This window comes from Rhizobium leguminosarum bv. viciae (assembly GCF_012276115.1).
Classification (GTDB): domain Bacteria; phylum Pseudomonadota; class Alphaproteobacteria; order Rhizobiales; family Rhizobiaceae; genus Rhizobium; species Rhizobium leguminosarum_T.
Genome location: NZ_WIEU01000025.1, coordinates 87,317 through 104,626 on the forward strand (window position 1 = coordinate 87,317; position 17,310 = coordinate 104,626).

At 62.2% G+C, this 17,310-nt stretch carries 18 protein-coding genes; 7 read left to right on the plus strand and 11 right to left on the minus strand.

Annotated features, from left to right (window positions below; translation table 11 throughout):
- Nucleotides 1–5 precede the first annotated feature (5 nt).
- The 3 genes from GFM02_RS30010 to dapD form a co-directional block, all read right to left on the minus strand.
- Nucleotides 6–602 (minus strand): hypothetical protein, encoded by a 597-nt coding sequence (locus GFM02_RS30010; RefSeq protein WP_168304448.1) that lies wholly within the window; start codon nucleotides 600–602, stop codon nucleotides 6–8.
- The gene (dapE, locus tag GFM02_RS30015; RefSeq protein WP_168323666.1) at nucleotides 589–1,782 is read right to left on the minus strand and encodes a succinyl-diaminopimelate desuccinylase; all 1,194 of its coding nucleotides are present in this window, start codon (nucleotides 1,780–1,782) and stop codon (nucleotides 589–591) included. Before dapE ends, GFM02_RS30010 begins: the two co-directional genes overlap by 14 nt.
- Nucleotides 1,783–1,883: 101 nt before the next feature.
- Nucleotides 1,884–2,744 carry a 2,3,4,5-tetrahydropyridine-2,6-dicarboxylate N-succinyltransferase gene (dapD, locus tag GFM02_RS30020; RefSeq protein ID WP_003544968.1) on the minus strand — a complete coding sequence of 287 codons (861 nt, stop codon included), beginning with the start codon at nucleotides 2,742–2,744 and terminating at the stop codon, nucleotides 1,884–1,886.
- 193 nt (nucleotides 2,745–2,937) lie between these two features.
- Between dapD and GFM02_RS30025 the strand changes: the two genes are divergently transcribed.
- Nucleotides 2,938–3,804 (plus strand): LOG family protein, encoded by an 867-nt coding sequence (locus GFM02_RS30025; protein WP_026264837.1) that lies wholly within the window; start codon nucleotides 2,938–2,940, stop codon nucleotides 3,802–3,804.
- 101 nt (nucleotides 3,805–3,905) lie between these two features.
- Here GFM02_RS30025 and GFM02_RS30030 read toward each other — a convergent pair whose 3' ends face one another.
- Nucleotides 3,906–4,538 (minus strand): EF-hand domain-containing protein, encoded by a 633-nt coding sequence (locus GFM02_RS30030; RefSeq protein ID WP_168323667.1) that lies wholly within the window; start codon nucleotides 4,536–4,538, stop codon nucleotides 3,906–3,908.
- A 104-nt stretch (nucleotides 4,539–4,642) separates the two neighbouring features.
- Nucleotides 4,643–5,350, minus strand: a complete 708-nt coding sequence (locus tag GFM02_RS30035; RefSeq protein ID WP_020048231.1) for a pyrimidine 5'-nucleotidase — start codon at nucleotides 5,348–5,350, stop codon at nucleotides 4,643–4,645.
- Nucleotides 5,351–5,452: 102 nt separating this feature from the next.
- On the opposite strand from GFM02_RS30035, the gene GFM02_RS30040 reads away from it, so the two are divergent.
- On the plus strand, nucleotides 5,453–6,529 hold the full coding sequence (locus GFM02_RS30040; RefSeq protein ID WP_168273153.1) for a bifunctional transcriptional activator/DNA repair enzyme AdaA: 1,077 nt from the start codon (nucleotides 5,453–5,455) through the stop codon (nucleotides 6,527–6,529).
- Nucleotides 6,526–7,296 carry an isocitrate lyase/PEP mutase family protein gene (locus tag GFM02_RS30045; protein WP_168323668.1) on the plus strand — a complete coding sequence of 257 codons (771 nt, stop codon included), beginning with the start codon at nucleotides 6,526–6,528 and terminating at the stop codon, nucleotides 7,294–7,296. The genes GFM02_RS30040 and GFM02_RS30045 overlap by 4 nt, the downstream gene beginning before the upstream one ends.
- A 68-nt stretch (nucleotides 7,297–7,364) precedes the next feature.
- Here the strand turns inward: GFM02_RS30045 and GFM02_RS30050 are convergent, their stop codons facing one another.
- Together GFM02_RS30050 and argB are read right to left on the minus strand one after the other, a co-directional pair.
- Nucleotides 7,365–8,513 (minus strand): alpha-hydroxy acid oxidase, encoded by a 1,149-nt coding sequence (locus tag GFM02_RS30050; RefSeq protein ID WP_168323669.1) that lies wholly within the window; start codon nucleotides 8,511–8,513, stop codon nucleotides 7,365–7,367.
- A gap of 71 nt (nucleotides 8,514–8,584) precedes the next feature.
- Entirely contained in the window at nucleotides 8,585–9,472 is an 888-nt protein-coding gene (gene argB, locus GFM02_RS30055) for an acetylglutamate kinase (RefSeq protein ID WP_020048235.1), read from the minus strand.
- A 143-nt stretch (nucleotides 9,473–9,615) separates the two neighbouring features.
- Here argB and GFM02_RS30060 point away from each other — a divergent pair, with 143 nt between their 5' ends.
- The 3 genes from GFM02_RS30060 (at nucleotide 9,616) to GFM02_RS30070 (ending at nucleotide 11,581) form a co-directional block, all read left to right on the plus strand.
- The gene (locus tag GFM02_RS30060; RefSeq protein ID WP_168323670.1) at nucleotides 9,616–10,155 is read left to right on the plus strand and encodes a sigma-70 family RNA polymerase sigma factor; all 540 of its coding nucleotides are present in this window, start codon (nucleotides 9,616–9,618) and stop codon (nucleotides 10,153–10,155) included.
- The gene (locus GFM02_RS30065) at nucleotides 10,152–10,871 is read left to right on the plus strand and encodes an anti-sigma factor (RefSeq protein WP_168323671.1); all 720 of its coding nucleotides are present in this window, start codon (nucleotides 10,152–10,154) and stop codon (nucleotides 10,869–10,871) included. Before GFM02_RS30060 ends, GFM02_RS30065 begins: the two co-directional genes overlap by 4 nt.
- A 155-nt stretch (nucleotides 10,872–11,026) precedes the next feature.
- Nucleotides 11,027–11,581: a fasciclin domain-containing protein gene (locus tag GFM02_RS30070; RefSeq protein WP_168323672.1), complete on the plus strand. Its 555-nt coding sequence runs from the start codon at nucleotides 11,027–11,029 to the stop codon at nucleotides 11,579–11,581.
- A 63-nt stretch (nucleotides 11,582–11,644) separates the two neighbouring features.
- On the opposite strand, the gene yihA is transcribed toward GFM02_RS30070, so the two are convergent.
- The 4 genes from yihA to rpmH all read right to left on the minus strand — a co-directional run bounded on the left by yihA (nucleotide 11,645) and on the right by rpmH (nucleotide 14,799).
- A complete protein-coding gene (gene yihA / locus GFM02_RS30075) occupies nucleotides 11,645–12,298 on the minus strand; it encodes a ribosome biogenesis GTP-binding protein YihA/YsxC (protein WP_020048239.1) in 654 nt (217 codons plus the stop codon).
- 154 nt (nucleotides 12,299–12,452) lie between these two features.
- Complete coding sequence (gene yidC, locus GFM02_RS30080; RefSeq protein ID WP_168323673.1) at nucleotides 12,453–14,243, minus strand: membrane protein insertase YidC; 1,791 nt, start codon at nucleotides 14,241–14,243, stop codon at nucleotides 12,453–12,455.
- Nucleotides 14,243–14,644: a ribonuclease P protein component gene (gene rnpA / locus GFM02_RS30085; protein ID WP_020048241.1), complete on the minus strand. Its 402-nt coding sequence runs from the start codon at nucleotides 14,642–14,644 to the stop codon at nucleotides 14,243–14,245. Before rnpA ends, yidC begins: the two co-directional genes overlap by 1 nt.
- Nucleotides 14,645–14,664: 20 nt before the next feature.
- Nucleotides 14,665–14,799, minus strand: coding sequence for a 50S ribosomal protein L34 (gene rpmH, locus GFM02_RS30090; protein WP_003545006.1), 135 nt, complete (start codon nucleotides 14,797–14,799; stop codon nucleotides 14,665–14,667).
- 419 nt (nucleotides 14,800–15,218) lie between these two features.
- Between rpmH and GFM02_RS30095 the strand changes: the two genes are divergently transcribed.
- Entirely contained in the window at nucleotides 15,219–17,216 is a 1,998-nt protein-coding gene (locus tag GFM02_RS30095) for a methyl-accepting chemotaxis protein (protein WP_168273148.1), read from the plus strand.
- The last annotated feature ends 94 nt before the right edge of the window (nucleotides 17,217–17,310 follow it).

Below are 17,310 nucleotides of genomic sequence, written 5' to 3' on the forward strand. Positions count from 1 at the left end.
CCTGCTCAGACGGGATAGATGCCGAGGAAGTGCTGCAGATATTCCGAAAGGATCATCGATGGCACGAGCAGCACCAGTGTCAGCGCCCCGGTCATGAGCGCATGACCATGGCAGATCATCCGGAGAATGCGCGCCAGCACGAAGACCTGCGCCAGCATGAAGGCGAGCAGCAGCAGCGAGACGAGGCCGACGGATCCCGGCAGGAAGAACACCAGCGCCAGCAGCAGCCCGTTGATGTAGGAAAGCGGCACGCCGAGCCAGTTGACGCTGACGACGACGGGCGCGAAACGCTCGCCCATGCGGAAGGCAAGCAGCAGCAGCCCGGCAAAGATCAGCGGCACGAACCAGTTGGCGACCTCGACGAGGCCGAGCCTGATATAGAAGGCAAAATCGACATCGGCTTTCGGCGGCATCGACCGCAGGAAGGCCTGTCGCCACCAGAGCCAGGAAATACCCATCGGCGGCAGGCACCAGAGCATCGCCCAGAACGAACGGTTGACGCCGCGCTCCGACATGTCGAGGTAGCGGAAGCCGCGCGGATCCAGCCGGATCAGCAGCCAGAGGCCGGCAAGATAATATTGAACCTCCCTAAAGCCCGGCATTGGCGAACCAGCGGGCGATGAAGGTTTCGTAGATCGCCGTCAGCGTCTCCAGATCGGCGACAGCGACGCGTTCGTCGACCATGTGCATCGTCTGGCCGACGAGGCCGAACTCGACAACCGGGCAATAATCCTTGATGAAACGCGCATCCGACGTGCCGCCGGTGGTCGACAATTTAGGCGACTGACCGGAAACGCTTTCGACGGCCGATGACAGCGAGGCGATCAGCGCATTGTTGCGCGTCAGGAAGACATGGCTCGGCCGGTCGGCCCAGACGATATCGTAGGCCACCGGTTTGCGGCCCGGCCGCAACGCGCCGTTGCCTGCGGCGGCTTCCAGACGGCGCAGGATTTCGGCACGCAGCGTTTCGACCGTCCAGCTGTCGTTGAAGCGAATGTTGAAGCTTGCCGAGGCCTTGGCCGGAATGACGTTCGTCGCCGGATTGCCGACATCGACCGTGGTCACTTCGAGGTTCGACGGCTGGAAATCGTCGGTGCCGCCGTCAAACGGCGGGTTCATCAGCGCGTGCGTCAGCTGCAGCATGCCGCGCACCGGATTGTCGGCGAGATGCGGATAGGCGGCATGGCCCTGCACGCCGTGAACGGTGATTTTACCCGACAGCGAGCCGCGCCGGCCGATCTTGATCATGTCGCCCAGCCTGTCCGGATTGGTCGGCTCGCCGACAAGGCAGGCATCCCAGCGCTCGCCGCGCTCGGCCGCCCATTGCAGCAGCTTGATCGTGCCGTTGATCGCCGGGCCTTCCTCGTCGCCGGTGATGAGAAAGGAGATCGAGCCGGCCGGCGGCCCGTTTTTCTCGATATGGCGGGCGACGGCGGCGACGAAACAGGCGATGCCGCCCTTCATATCGACGGCGCCGCGGCCAAAAAGCTCGCCCTTCGAAATCTCGGCCTCAAAGGGCGGATGCGTCCAGGCGGCTTCGTCGCCGACCGGCACGACATCGGTATGGCCGGCAAACATCAGATGCGGGCCGTCCTTGCCGAGGCGGGCATAGAGGTTTTCGATGTCGGCTGTTCCCTCTTCGCTCGCCTTCACCCTGTCGACCGAAAAGCCGAGCGGCGTAAGCATCGCCTCCAGCGCCGACAGCGCGCCGCCTTCGGCGGGCGTCACGGACGGGCAGCGAATCAGTGTCTGAAGATTGGCGACGGGGTCGGTAGCGGTCATGGCGGTCGAACTATCCGGCGGGAATGGCAAAGACATGGCAAGGCGGGGCCGCCTCGCGTAAAAAGACGCCGTCTGTTTACCGGATCAACGTCCCGGTGTCATCAATCTCTGAGCAGCTCGTTGATGCCGGTCTTCGAGCGGGTCTTTTCATCGACGCGCTTGACGATGACGGCGCAGTAGAGATGCGGCGCCGGCTGGCCGTTGCCCATCGTCGCATTGCCCGACGGCATCGAGCCGGCGACGACGACGGAATAGGGCGGCACTTCGCCGTAGGTCACCTCGCCGGTGGCGCGGTCGACGATCTTGGTCGACTTGCCGATAAAGACGCCCATGCCGAGCACCGAGCCTTCGCGGATGATGCAGCCTTCGACCACCTCGGAACGGGCGCCGATGAAGCAATTGTCCTCGATGATCGTCGGGCCCGCCTGCATCGGCTCCAACACGCCGCCAATGCCGACGCCGCCGGAGAGATGCACATGTTTGCCGATCTGCGCGCAGGAGCCGACCGTTGCCCAGGTATCGACCATCGTGCCTTCGCCGACATAGGCGCCGAGATTGACGAAGGAGGGCATCAGGATCGCGTTCGGGGCGATGTAAGCCGAGCGGCGCACGACGCAGTTCGGCACGGCGCGGAAGCCGGCGGCGCGGAAGTGGTTCTCGCCCCAGTTTTCGAACTTCGAAGGAACCTTGTCCCACCAGGTCGAGTTGCCCGAGCCGCCCTTGACTACGTCCATGTCGTTGAGGCGGAAGGACAGCAGCACGGCCTTCTTCAGCCACTGATTGACCGACCAGGCGCCGTCGGCGGAGCGTTCGGCGACACGGGCCTTGCCGGCATCGAGCAGATCGAGCGCTGCTTCGACCGCATCGCGAACCTCGCCCTTCGTCGACGTGTTCACATTGTCGCGATTGTCGAAGGCGGCTTCGATGATCTTTTCGAGGGATGCGAGGTCGGTGGCGCTCATGAGAATTCCTTAAACTTCGATCTTTATCGTGGAGACGGCGGGGTCTCCAGAATGCGGTTGGCTGGGATGTATCCTGCTCTACAGCATGAACCCGTAGAACGGAATGATTTTTCCGACAAGATCATATCTGGATTCAAGGCGTTATAGCGACATATCCGGCTTCGTAGCCGGCAATACTGAAAGGCATTTCGACATGGCGAAGGGACGAAACGGCGGTTCGCGGCGCAAGGATGGCGTATGGGACCCGCTGAAGAGCAGCTCGACCGACAGGCAGCGCGCCGAAGCCGTGCCGAAGACGCCGCAGACGCTGTCGCCTGCCTATCGCCTTGCCTATGTCGACGAGGATTTCCTCTGCCGCGAGGAATTGCGGCCGATCCGCCTGCAGCTCGAGCTGTTGAAGACGGAGATGATGCTGACCGAACGCGGCATCACGTCGACCGTCGTCATGTTCGGCGGCGCCCGCATTCCCGCTCCCGGCCAGAGCGCCTGGGCAGCCCGCAACGATATCCAGCGCGTCAACCTGGAGGCGGCGTCGGTCTATTATGACGAGGCGCGCAAATTCGCCCGGCTCTGCTCGAAATATTCGGCCACCTTGAATTTCCACGAATATGTCATCGTCACCGGCGGCGGCCCCGGTGTGATGGAGGCCGGCAATCGCGGCGCGGCCGACGAGGGTGCGCCGTCGATCGGCCTCAACATCGTGCTGCCGCACGAGCAGGCGCCGAACGCCTATGTGACGCCGGAGCTCAGCTTCAACTTCCACTATTTCGCCATCCGCAAGATGCATTTCATGGTGCGCGCCAAGGCGATCGCGGTCTTTCCGGGCGGCTTCGGCACGCTCGACGAATTCTTCGAATGCCTGACGCTGATCCAGACCGGCCGCATGGAGCGCCTGCCGCTGATCCTCTTCGGAGAGACGTTCTGGAGGAGGATCATCAATTTCGAGGCATTGGCCGAATTCGGCACGATCGCGCCCGACGATGTCAAGCTGATCAGCTTCGTCGATACGGCAGAAGCGGCATGGAAGATCGTGCAGGATTTCTACGAACACCGCGAGTAGGGGCTCAAGCGGGCGCTTCGGCCGAACGACACGCATTCACAATTCCTCCCGCTCCTTCCCACCGGAGCGGGGAGGGAGCGGGAGGAACGGTTCGTGCGGCCTTACAGAAGCGGCCGGTCCGGCATGTCGTCGATCGAGATGACGCCGTCCTTGTTGCGGTCCATTCGCGCAAACAACTTGTCGAAGGCAGCTTCGGCTTCCTGTTTGGAGATCTGGCCGTTCTGGTCGGTGTCGATCCGTTGCATCATCAGCGAGGCGCGCATGAAGTTGCCACCATGGCGCATCCAGCGATGACCGTCGTGGCCGTCGCGCGGCGGCCGTCCCTGGTCATTGTTGTCGGCGGTTTCAGGTGCCGTGGGTGCGGCGTTCGCATCCTTGTTTTTGCCGGCCTCCTGCTTGCGCTGATCTCTCATCGCCTGCATCTGCGTTTGCCGGTGCGTACGGATTTCACCCGGTGTCAGCGAACCGTCCTTGTTGGTGTCGATCGCAGCGAAGATCTTGTCGATGCCTGTGGTCGCCTCGTCCTTGGAGATCTGCCCGTCCTTGTTGGTGTCGAACTGCTTCAGCATGCGGACATAGGTGATTTCGCGGAAGGCAGCGGCGCCCGGACCGGGTCGGCCCATGCCGGCATGCTGGCGCGGTCCGTCGCCCGGTGCGGCAAAGCCTGCCCCGGCGGCTGCGCCGAAGATGAGGGTGGAGGAAAGCGCTGCCAATATCAGCTTGTTGCGGTACATAGTACTTGCCTTTCGTAAGGTGTCCCTTCACGAAAGAAGATATGGCCGCAGCCCTGGAAAACCCAGTTAAACATCGGTAAGCTGAGTGAAAACTTCGTAATGCTTCAGCCGGTAATCTTGCCGAGAAAAGCGGCGAGGTCGTCGGTGACGAAATCGATGTGATCCTCATCGCCGCTGGTCTTTTCCCACCATTCGACGACCGTCTCTTCCAGATTGCGCGGCACCAGCAGTACGGTCTGCATGCCGAGCGCCTTCGGCACCGTCAGGTTGCGCGGCAGATCCTCGAACATCGCCGCCTTGGTGGTTTCGACCCGCTTCAGCGCCGTGAATTTGTCGTAGGTCGCCTGCGCCGGCTTAGGCACGTAGTCGGCAGCGACGATATCGAAAATGTCGTCGAAATGCTCGAGGATGCCGAGCGCCTCCGCCGTCATTTCGGCATGCTTGACGCTGCCATTGGTGAAGATGAACTTGCGCCCCGGCAGCGCCTTGATCGCTTCGCCGAGTTCCGGCTGCGGCGTCAGCGCCGTGTAGTCGATCGCATGCGCCTTTTCGAGAAAATCGTTCGGGTCGATGCCGTGATGGATCATCAGGCCCTGCAGCGTCGTGCCATGCTCGAGGTAATATTGCTTCTGCAGCTTGCGCGCCTCTTCCCGCTCCATCTGCAGGAGTGCCGCAACATAGGCGGTCATGTTCTTGTCGATCTGCGCGAAGAGATTGACATGATGCGGATAGAGCGTGTTGTCGAGGTCGAAGACCCAGTCGGTGATGTGTTGGAAATCGGCTCTATCAGGCGTGCGATCGATCTTGTTCATGGCGGTCTTATGGCACGGCTTATCCGCCAAGGAAATCGGCAAGAAAGAATAGACGCCCGATTTTCGGCGGACGGCGCGGGCATGGGATGCTAGAAACCGGCCATGCTTTTCGAACGCCCCGATGACGATACGCTTTACGATGCCCTGATCGCCCGCAGCGCCGATTATGAGGGGCAGGCCTATGTCTGCGTCAAGACGACAGGCATCTTCTGCCGTCTGACCTGCCCGGCGCGCAAGCCGAAGCGGGAAAATACGCTCTTCTTCGATACGATCGCCGCCTGCATGCATTCCGGCTTCCGCCCGTGCCAGCGCTGCAGGCCGCTGGAGCAGCCGGGCAGGGAGCCGATCGTCGACGAACTGCTTGCTGCACTCGACCGCGAGCCGCAGCTGCGCTGGAGCGAGGATGAGCTCGTGCGCCGCGGCCATGATCCCTCGACCGTGCGCCGCGCCTTCAAACGCGGGCTCGGCATGACGTTCCACGATATAGTGCGATATCGCCGGCTGGGCGAGGCGGCCCGGCAACTGGCCGACGGCGCGCGCGTCATCGATGCGCAGCTCGATGCGGGATATGACTCCCCAAGCGGTTTCCGGGCGGCTTTCCAGCGGCTGGTCGGCAAGGCGCCGGCGCTGTCGCAGAACCGCGAACTGCTCTTTGCCGACTGGTTCGACACCCCGCTCGGTCCGATGGTGGCCGTTGCCGACAAGACGCATCTGCATCTTCTCGAATTCCACGATCGTAAGGCGCTGCCGACCGAGCTCGAGGCGCTGCAGAAGCGCGTCCGCTCCTCGGTCGCGATCGGCCGCACCCCGGCGATCGACCAGATCGCGGCGGAGATCCGGGATTATTTCGAAGGGCGGCTCACCGTCTTCAAGACGCCATTGGCGCTCGGCGGCACGCCTTTCGAAAAACATGTCTGGGCAAAGCTCATGGAGATTCCCGCCGGCCAGACGCGCGCCTATGGCGATCTCGCAAGGGAGATGGAAAGGCCGGAAGTCGTGCGTGCGGTTGGTCGCGCCAACGGCGCCAACCAGCTTGCCATCATCGTGCCTTGCCACCGCATCCTCGGCGCGGATGGTTCGTTGACCGGTTATGGCGGCGGGCTCTGGCGCAAGCAATGGCTGCTGCGGCATGAAGAGAAGATCGGAGCACAAGCACCCAACATGGAGGAGACGGCATGAACCAAACTGAAAAGGCCGAGTTGTTCGGCACGCTGCACCGGAAGGGCGACCCGGTTGTTCTTTACAATATCTGGGATGCCGGCACGGCCAAGGCCGTCGCCGATGGCGGCGCCAAGGCGCTTGCGACGGGAAGCTGGTCGGTGGCCGCTGCCCATGGTTACGCCGACGGCGAGAAGCTGCCGATGTCGGTGCTGGTCGAAACGGCGAAATCCATCACCGCTGCCATCGACCTGCCGCTTTCGGTGGATTTCGAAGGCGCCTATTCGGCTGAGCCTGACGGTGCGGCCGCCAACGTCGCCAAGCTGGTGGAGGTCGGCGCTATCGGCATCAATTTCGAGGATCAGGTGCTCGGCGGTGGCGGGCTTTATCCGGCCGAGAGGCAGGCGGCCCGCATCCGCGCCATTCGAGCCATGGCGGAAGGTAAGGGCATTCCCTTCTTCATCAACGCTCGCACCGATCTCTTCCTGGCCGAGAGCGATCTTTCCAAACATGCCGGTCTGGTGGACGAGGCGATCGAGCGCGGCAAGGCCTATGCGGCGGCCGGCGGCAGCGGCTTTTTCGTGCCTGGTTTGATCGATCCCGCCTTGATCGAGAAGATTTGCGTCGCATCGCCGCTGCCGGTCAATATCATGATGCGGACAGGCGCCCCGGACGTGAAGGCGCTGGCAAAACTCGGTGTCGGCCGCGTCAGTTATGGTCCGGGGCCTTACCGGTCGATGATGGAAAAGCTGAAACAGGAGGCGGCGGCGATCTATAGCCCGCTCTGACGTCGAAAGTCCGAGGGCCGCAGATCTGGTGCGAAAGGGCTGCGGCCCGGAATGAAGTCCCGTTCCGCTCAGGAACGGAAGCGCAGATTCCTCCGGCTGAGCTGGCTGACCGAGGTGCAGCCCATCAGCTTCATGCCGCGCTCGATCTCGGTGCGCATCGTCTCCAGCGCCCGTTCGACGCCGGGCTGTCCGGCAGCGGCAAGCGGGAAGAGATAGTAGCGCCCGAGCCCGACGGCCCTCGCCCCCAGCGACAGCGCTTTAAGAACATGCGTTCCCCGCTGCACGCCGCCATCCATCATCACGTCGATCCGGTCGCCCACGGCGTCGACGATCTCGGCCAACTGGTCGAATGCGCTGCGCGAGCCGTCGAGCTGGCGCCCGCCATGATTGGAAAGCACGATGCCGCTGCAGCCGATCTCGGCCGCGCGCTTGGCGTCTTCCACCGACATGATGCCCTTAAGGCAGAATGGTCCGCCCCATTCGCGCACCATCTCCGCCACGTCGTCCCACGACATTGAGGGATCCAGCATCTCGGTGAAGTATCGGCTGATCGACAGCGCGCCGCCATCCATCTTGACGTGGTTTTCGAGCTGCGGCAGCCGGAAGCGCTCATGCGTCAGCCAGTCGATCGCCCAGGAGGGTTTGATCGCGAACTGGGTCATGCCGGCAAGATTGAGCTTGAAGGGAATGGCAAAGCCCGTGCGCTTGTCGCGCTCGCGGTTGCCGCCGGTGATGCTGTCGACCGTCAGCATCATCGCCTGCACGCCGGCATTTTTCGCTCGCGCCATCATCTCGCGGTTGAGGCCGCGGTCCTTGTGGAAATAGAACTGATAAACCTGCGGCCCGTTGCTGATCTGTCTCGCTTCCTCCAGGCTGATCGTGCCGAGCGAGGAGACGCCGAACATCGTCCCGTGTTTTGCCGCCGCTGCCGCGACCGCCCGCTCCCCCTGGTGGTGGAAAAGGCGCTGCAACGCCGTCGGTGAGCAATAGACCGGCATTGCCAGCTTCTGCCCCATGACGGTCACCGACATGTCGACATCGGCCACACCGCGCAAGACGTCGGGCACCAGATCGCAGGCCTCGAAGGCCGCGGTATTGCGCCGGTACGTCACCTCGTCATCGGCGCCGCCGTCTATATAGTCGAATATCGGCCCGGGAAGACGCCGTTTGGCCATGCGCCGGAAATCGTGAAAATTATAGCAGTCTGTCAGGCGCATTTCTGTCCTCGATTCCCTGTTCCCGTGTCAGCAAGATCCGCCCCTCACGCTGGTAAAGGGTGCAGCCTCGTTCAGGGAACGATCAGCGTTCCGATACCATGCTCGGTGAAGATTTCGAGCAGGACGGAATGGGCCGTCTTGCCGTTCAGGATGACGACGCCCTGCACGCCGGCCTTGATCGCATCGATGCAGGTCTCGACCTTCGGGATCATGCCGCCGGAGATCGTGCCATCGGCGATCAGCGCATGCGCTTCGGCGACCGAAAGCTCCTTGATGAGCTGGCCGTTCTTGTCGAGCACGCCGGGCACATCGGTCAGGAACAGCAGCCGGGTGGCGTTCAACGCACCGGCAATGGCGCCGGCGAACGTGTCGGCGTTGATATTGTAGGTGGCGCCGTCGCGGCCAGGCGCCACGGGCGCGATGACCGGGATCATCTCGGAGCGGGCAAGCAGATCGAGCAGCGTCCGGTCGACCTCGACCACTTCGCCGACGAAACCGAGATCGAGCACCCGCTCGATGTTCGAATCCGGGTCCTTCACGGTCTTGCGCGCCTTTTCGGCGAAGACCATGTTGCCGTCCTTGCCGCAAAGGCCGATCGCCCATTCGCCGGTCTGGTTGATGAGCGCGACGATTTCCTTGTTGATCGAGCCGGCGAGCACCATCTCGACGATCTCGACCGTTTTCTGGTCCGTGACGCGAAGGCCGCCCTCGAATTTCGATTCGATGCCCATCTTGCTCAGCATGGCGCCGATCTGCGGGCCGCCGCCATGAACGACGATCGGATTGACGCCCGATTGCTTCAACAGCGCGATGTCGCTGGCAAAGGCCTTGCCGAGCTCGGGATTGCCCATGGCGTGGCCGCCATATTTCACGACAATCGTCTTGTTCTCGTAACGCTGCATGAAGGGCAGTGCCTTGGCCAGAAGCCGTGCCTGCATTTCGCTTTCGGTTTCGTTCATGGGAACCCCGCAGAATTGTTCGCGGCCTTTTATCGCAAGTTTCTGACAGAGGGAATAATCCAGAGGGCAATAGTTTTTCGTATCTGTCGCGGAGCCGGACGTCGTTAGCGTCTGGCGCAGGCAAGCTTAAGATGAGGAACGGCATGCAAGGCGATGAGATCGCAGACCTGATCGGCCGCGTCGCACTCGGCGATCGCAGGGCTTTCCTGGCCCTCTACAATCAGACCGGACCGAAACTTTTCTCGATCTGCCTGCGTATCCTGAAAGATCGCACGGAAGCCGAAGAAGCCCTGCAGGAAGTCTATATCAGCATCTGGCAACGCGCTCGCAGCTTCTCCGTCTCCTCGGGTTCGTCCTCGGCATGGCTGGCCGCAATTGCCCGCAACCGGTCGATCGATGCGCTGCGAGCGCGCAAGCCCGTCGCCGACGAATTGGACACGGTCTACGATCTTGCCGATGCCGGACCCGGCCCGGAAATGCAGACGGTGACCAAGGATGAAGGAAGGCGGATTGACACCTGCATGGAAGAGTTGGAAGCTGATCGTGCGGTCGCGGTGAAACGGGCTTATGTCGAAGGGCTGAGCTATCAGGAACTGGCCGATCAGTTTGGTGTCCCGCTGAACACGATGCGGACCTGGCTTAGGCGCAGCCTCTTGAAACTGAGAGAGTGCATGGAACGATGACATCGCCCGACAAAAGCAAGGGAGACCGCTCCCGCGACGAGGTTCTCGCCGGCGAATATGTGCTTGGCGTCCTGTCGTTGCAGGATCGCCAGGTGGTGGAAGAGCGCATGCGCCACGACCGCCCCTTCGCTGCAATCGTCAGCCGCTGGGAAACCAACCTCTCCGCCTTCAACGACGAGTACGAAGGCGTTGCTCCGAACCGGGAAACCTTCAAGCAGATCGAGGCGCGGCTGTTCGGCGATGGCCAGAAGCCCCCCTCCTTTTCGCAAGGGCTCTGGAATTCCGCCGTTTTCTGGCGCTCGCTGAGCTTCGCCTGCATCGTCGTCGCCGCCAGCGCCGTCATCTTCGCCTCCGGCGTGGTGCCGGAGCCGCAGGGGCCTGCACCACTGGTAGCCTCGCTTTCGGGCCAGAACAGCACCATCAATCTTCTCGCCTCCTATGAGCTTCAGAGCGGCCGGCTGAAGATCGTGCCGGTCGCCGCCGGCAAGCCGGAGGAGAAGTCGCTGGAACTTTGGCTGGTGCCGGGCAGCGGCATGACGAGATCGCTCGGCGTCTTCCAGCCGGGCGAAAGCGGTGAACTTGTCATTCCCGCCGAACTGCGCAGCATGATAGCCGATGGCGCAACGCTTGCCGTCAGCCTCGAACCTTTCGGCGGTTCGCCGACCGGCCAGGCGACTGGTCCGGTGATCGCAAGCGGCCCCCTGCACCGGCCATAATCTCACCGGCCGTAATCGTGCCGGCCATAAATCATGTCTCCTTTCTGAAACTCTTCGGCTTTCTGAAACTCTTCGGCGCGGCTCTCCGTAGTTCGAAATGTCCGGACGACGCTCAGGCATAAAGCCCGCGGATGGTGTCCGGTGAGGAGAAAATCATGATCAAGTCCGTATTGCGCGGCTTCGCGCTCGCCACTGCCATGTCCGCCGTCGCCTTTGCCGCCGCCAAGAACCCGGTGGTTGGCGGTGCTGCGATGTTCGACAGCAAGAACATCATCGAGAACGCCGTGAACTCCAAGGATCACACGACGCTGGTCGCCGCCGTCAAGGCAGCAGGCCTCGTCGGCACGCTCGAGGGCAAGGGCCCCTTCACCGTCTTTGCGCCGACCAACGACGCTTTCGCCGCCCTGCCGAAGGGCACTGTCGATACGCTGCTGAAGCCGGAAAACAAGGCGACGCTGACCAAGGTTCTGACCTGCCACGTCGTTGCCGCCGATGCGATGGCCAAGACCGTTGCCAAGATGATCAAGGATGATGGTGGCGAGCACGACATCAAGACCGTCGGCGGCTGCGTGCTGAAAGCCAAGGAAAACATGGGCAAGATCACCCTGACCGACGAAAATGGCGGCGTTTCCCATGTGACGATCGCCGACGTCAAGCAGTCGAACGGCGTCATTCATGTCGTCGACAAGGTGCTGTTGCCGAAAATGTAAGCCCGCCCGTATCGGCAGACGCATTGGGGCGCTCTTCCGGGCGCCCCTTCTATTTCCAGAGAGCTATTTCCAGCGGGCGATGCCGACGGTTTCGGCGATCGCCTGGCGCAGTTCGTCCAGCCCATCGCCCTTTTCGGACGAGGTGGACAGCACGCCCGGATAGGCGGCCGGGCGCTTGCGGATCTTTTCCGCCGTTTCGGCAATGAGTTTCGGCACACCGGCCGCCTTGATCTTGTCGGTCTTGGTCAGCACGATCTGGTAGGAGACGGCGGCCTTGTCGAGCAGATCAAGCACGTCGTCGTCGTTCTTCTTGATGCCGTGGCGGCTGTCGATCAGCACATAGACGCGCTTCAGCGTCGCGCGGCCGCGCAGATAATCGAAGACGAGCTTGGTCCACTTGTCGACCTGCTCCTTCGGTGCTTGCGCATAACCATAGCCCGGCATGTCGACGATCGCCGTCGGCGGCAGGTCGCCGCCTTCGCCGGAATAACCATCCGGAACGAAATAGTTCAGTTCCTGCGTGCGTCCCGGCGTGTTCGAGGTGCGCGCCAAGCCCTTCTGGCCGACCAGCGCATTGATCAGCGAGGACTTGCCGACATTCGAGCGACCGGCAAAAGCCACTTCCAGCGGCCCTTCCGGCGGCAGGAAATTCAGGGACGGCACGCCGCGGATGAAGATCCATGGGTGGCCGAAGAGCGGCTTTTCGATGTCGGACATGCGGGTTCTGCAATCTCTGGGTTCGGTCTTTTACCGGGCTTCGTGGTTTTGTGGGCGGATGTCAAGCTTTGACGGGCGCCTGCGCGGCATGCCTTGTTTCCTTCGTCCGCCGCCCGGAAATGAAAAGCCCCGCCGGAGCGGGGCTTGGCAAGCGTCATTTCGACGGCGCTTCTTTTCGTCGGAACAGACCCTTCAGATTGTCGAAGAGTTCGACCTTGACGCCGTGGCGCTTCATGATCAGCCCCTGCTGCGCCACCGAGAGCGTGTTGTTCCAGGCCCAGTAGATGACCAAGCCGGCCGGGAAGCTTGCCAGCATGAACATGAACACCAGCGGCATCCAGTTGAAGATCATCGCCTGTGTCGGATCGGGCGGCGTCGGGTTCATGCGCATCTGCACGAACATGGTGACGCCCATGATCAGCGGCCAGACGCCGAGGTGCAGCAGCGCCGGCCCCTCGAAAGGCAGCAGGCCGAACAGATTGACGATCGTCGTCGGATCGGGCGCCGAAAGGTCCTTGATCCAGCCGAAGAAGGGTGCATGCCGCATTTCGATGGTGATGTAGATCACTTTGTAGAGCGAGAAAAAGATCGGGATCTGCAGCGCCACCGGCCAGCAGCCGGCGATCGGATTGATCTTCTCTTCCTTGTAGAGCTGCATCATCGCCTGTTGCAGCCCCATGCGGTCGTCGCCGAATTTTGCCTTCAACTCCTCCATCTTCGGCTGCATGCGCTTCATGTTCGCCATCGAAGCGTACTGCTTGCTGGCGAGCGGGAAGAACAGGAGCTTGACGACGATGGTCGTGCACAGGATCGCCACGCCGAAATTGCCGAAGTAGCGGAAGAAGAAGTCCATCAGCTTGAACATCGGCTTGGTGATGAAATAGAACCAGCCCCAGTCGATCAGCCGGTCGAACTTCGGGATCGAGTAGCTGGCCTCATAACCGTCGATAACAGGCACTTCCTTGGCGCCGGCGAAGACGAGGTTCTTGAGCTCGAGCGATTGGCCCGGCGCAACGGTGAAGGCATCATCCTTGTAATCGGCCTGATAGCGCGGTTGGCCATCGGCAAAGTGCGAGAAGCGCGCCTCATAGGCGGCACTTTGCGGTGGAACGATCGTCGCCGCCCAATATTTGTCGGTGATGCCAAGCCAGCCGCCGGTGGATTTCGCCGGCGTGACGGCTTCCTCCTCGACGGCGCTGTATTTGGTTTCGATCAGGCCGTCGCCGATCACGCCGATGAAGCCTTCATGCAGCACGTAGACGGAGGGCGTCGTCGGCTTGTTGTAGCGCGTCACCCGGCCGTAGGAAGACAGCGATGCGGGCGCCTGGCCGGTATTCTCGATCTTGTCGGCGACGGTGAACATGTAGCGTTCGTCGACGGAGATGGTGCGGGTGAAGGTCAGGCCCTTGTCATTGGTGTAGGAGAGCGTCACCGGCGTCTTTTCGGTGAGCTTGGCGCCCTCGGGCGCGGTCCAGAGCGTCGAGGCACCCGGAACGGCGCCTGTCGCGTCGCTGCCGATATAGCCGAGTTCGGTGAAATAGCCGTCCTTGGTCTCGGCCGGGCTGAACAGCGTGATGATCGGGCTCGAGTCGTCGACGGTCTCGTGATAACCCTTGAGCTTCAGATCGTCGAGACGGGCGCCGGCAAGGTTGATAGAGCCGGAAAGTGCCGGCGTATCGATGGCGACGCGCGGGGTCTTTGTCAGCGCCTGCTCGAGCGTCGCTGTCGCGGCTGCCTGGCCGGAAGGGGCCGTACCGCTCGGCTGGGCCGGCGTCTCGCCGCCGGCTGCCGGCTGCTGCACCTGCTCGGTCTGTTGCTGCGCCTTCTGGGCTTCCTGCGCCTTGCGCTGGGCCTCGATGCGCGGATTCATATAGAGAAACTGCCAGCCGAGGACGATCAGCACCGAGAGAGCGATCGCAATGAAATAATTGCGGTTGTTTTCCATCATACGTTCCTGGGGCGTCCGTCTCCGGAGCGCCGGTGTTTCGGCCTGGTTTCCACGCGGGATTTCAGTTCCGCGGCCAATTCCTGGAAGGACGCGTCAAGCACGTCCCTGCGCGCGACAACCACATAGTCGTGTCCGGGCTGCATTGCAAACCCCGCATGAAGCCGCACCGCCTCTTTCAGGCGGCGGCGCATACGGTTCCGTTCGACCGCGTTGCCATGTTTTTTGGTGACTGTAAAACCGACGCGTGCCTGGCTGTCGGGTTCCTTCCGGTCGAGGACTTCGAGAAGGAAGAAGCCGCCCCGGCGTTTTTCGCCCTCGCGCACGGCAAGAAACTGCGGGCGGCTCTTCAGCCGCCCGACAGTGTGTTTCTTCTCACTGATCGTCAATTCGCCCGCCATCTTTTACCGGGCAACCCGGCTTACGCCGACAGACGATTGCGGCCCTGCGCGCGGCGGGCTGCGATGACCTTGCGGCCACCCTTCGTGGACATGCGGGCACGGAAACCGTGGCGACGCTTGCGAACAAGCTTGGATGGTTGGTAGGTACGCTTCATTTATTTTAAACACCGCGGAGTGCGGCCCTTCTTGAATTTGCATAATGCAAGGAGCGTTGTTTTTCGAACGGGCGGGCCATGAAAGGCTTGCGTGACCGGACGTGCGCGGGCTTATAAGGATGAAGCCCATAAAAGTCAATTATGCTGGATAATTTCACTCTGCGCTGCTGGCTCGGAAAGTATTTTCGCACTCTGGTGTTAATAAATTAGGCCCTGCCCCGAGTGGTTGTAAATTTCGCCGAGGCAGATCGATAGCCCCGGTTTTCAGGCGCTTAAGCGTCCTCGCCGCATTCGGCATGGATCACTTCCGAAGCCACAATCGTAAATATTAGAAATCTAACTTTAATAAATTTCGCCGATATTCAATGCATCGACTGGGAATTTGCTTTCCAGGCAGTGGCGTAGCTAGGAGCATTGCATTGAAGATCCGGGGCAAAATTAACCTGCTGGTTTGCGTGATGGGCGCGGTGGCACTTCTGATCGGCGCAACGGCGTTGTCCGCCATGCACGAATACAGTCGCAACCTGACGGCTTATGAGCATGCCGCCAGCCGCGCCTATGCGGGCGAACGCCTCAATCGTTTCGTCACGGCGGTGGTCATGGAGGCGCGCGGCATCTATGCCGCCAAAACGATCAAGGATACGCCGAACTTCGCCAAGGGGCTGATGGCCGGCCTCGACGAGATCGACAAGGTCATCTCGGGCTGGGCGCCGCTCGTTCCCGAGAGCCAGAAGGCCGATTTTGCCAAGCTCGTCGCCCGTGCCGCGGAATTCCGCACCTTCCGCACGGAAACGGCCCGCCTCGGCACGGAAGTCGGCCCCGAAGCCGCCGGCCAACAGGGCAACAACGACGCCAACCGCGCCAACCGCAAGGCGTTCCAGGCGGAAATCGACGCCGTCGTCGCCACCGACAAGGCAGCGCTGGAGACCGTGAATGCCGAGATCGAGAGCTTCCGCTCTTGGGTGCTGATGCTCGTGCTCAGCATCACCGGCATCGGCATTGCGGTCGGCATCGGCATGGGCTTCTATATCGGCACCAGCCATCTCAGCCGCCCGATCAAACGCGTCACCCATGCGATCAACGAAGTCGCCAATGGTAATTTCGACGCCGAGGTGCCCTTTGCCGGCCGTCCGGACGAAATCGGCGAGATGGCCGCAGCTGTTGCGGTCTTCAAAGCGAACGGCCTGGCCGTCAAGCGCCTGAACGCCCAGGAGGCGGCGATGCGCGCCAAGAGCGACGACCTGCAGTCGAGCATGTCCGTCGTCGTGGCTGCGGCTGCGGCCGGCGATTTCGGCCACCGCATCAGCAAGGACTACGAGGACGACAACCTCAACCAGTTCGCCGGCAACATCAACATGCTGCTATCGAGCGTCGATGCCGGCATCGGCGAGACCCGCCGCGTCATCGCAAGCCTTGCCGAAGGCGATCTCACCCAGACGATGAGCGGCAACTTCCAGGGCGCCTTCGCCGAGCTGCAGCAGAACGTCAACAATACCTTCGTCACCCTGCAGGCGACGATGCGCGAAGTGCGCGAGACGACAGAAGCGATGAACGGCAACACCGCCGAGCTGCGCAATGCCAGCGACGACCTGTCGAAGCGCACCGAGCAGCAGGCAGCCGCCCTCGAAGAGACCTCGGCAGCGCTCGACGAGATTACAGCCGTCGTCCAGAATTCCACCGAGCGGGCGCATGAAGCCACCATCATGGTGTCCGAAGCCAAGGAGAATGCCGGCCGCTCCGGCGTCGTCGTGGGCAATGCCGTCGAGGCCATGGGCCGCATCGAGCAGGCCTCGCGCGAAATCAGCCAGATCATCAACGTCATCGACGAGATCGCCTTCCAGACCAACTTGCTGGCGCTGAACGCCGGCGTCGAGGCGGCCCGCGCCGGCGATGCCGGAAAGGGTTTTGCGGTGGTCGCCCAGGAAGTGCGCGAACTCGCCCAGCGCTCGGCAAAGGCCGCCAAGGACATCAAGGCGCTGATCACTAAGTCAGGCAACGAAGTGCAGGTCGGCGTCAAGCTGGTCCAGGCGACCGGCGAGGCGCTGGCCGAAATCGGCACCCGCGTCATCGCCATCAACGACCATATCCATTCGATCGCCACCGCTGCGACCGAGCAGTCGACCGGCCTCAAGGAAGTCAATACCGCCGTCAACCAGATGGACCAGGTGACCCAGCAGAATGCCGCGATGGTGGAAGAGACCTCCGCCGCCACGCACAGGCTTTCAGCCGAAGCCGGTGGCCTGGTGCGCCTTATTGCCCGCTTCAAACTGTCGGATGATGCGCCGGCACCTGTGGCGCTCGTCCGCAACGAGCCGCAAAGGCCGGTTGCTTCGCCCGCCCGCCGGGCGATCGCCAAGGTCGCCCGCGCCTTCGGCGGCAATGCCGCTCCGGCCGAACAGAGCTGGGAAGAGTTCTGATTCTTCCTATCACACGACATTCTAACGCCGCCTCCGGGCGGCGTTAGTTTTTCTGCCCGGTCCGCGCCGGACAAAGACCCCGCCCCAAACCCCT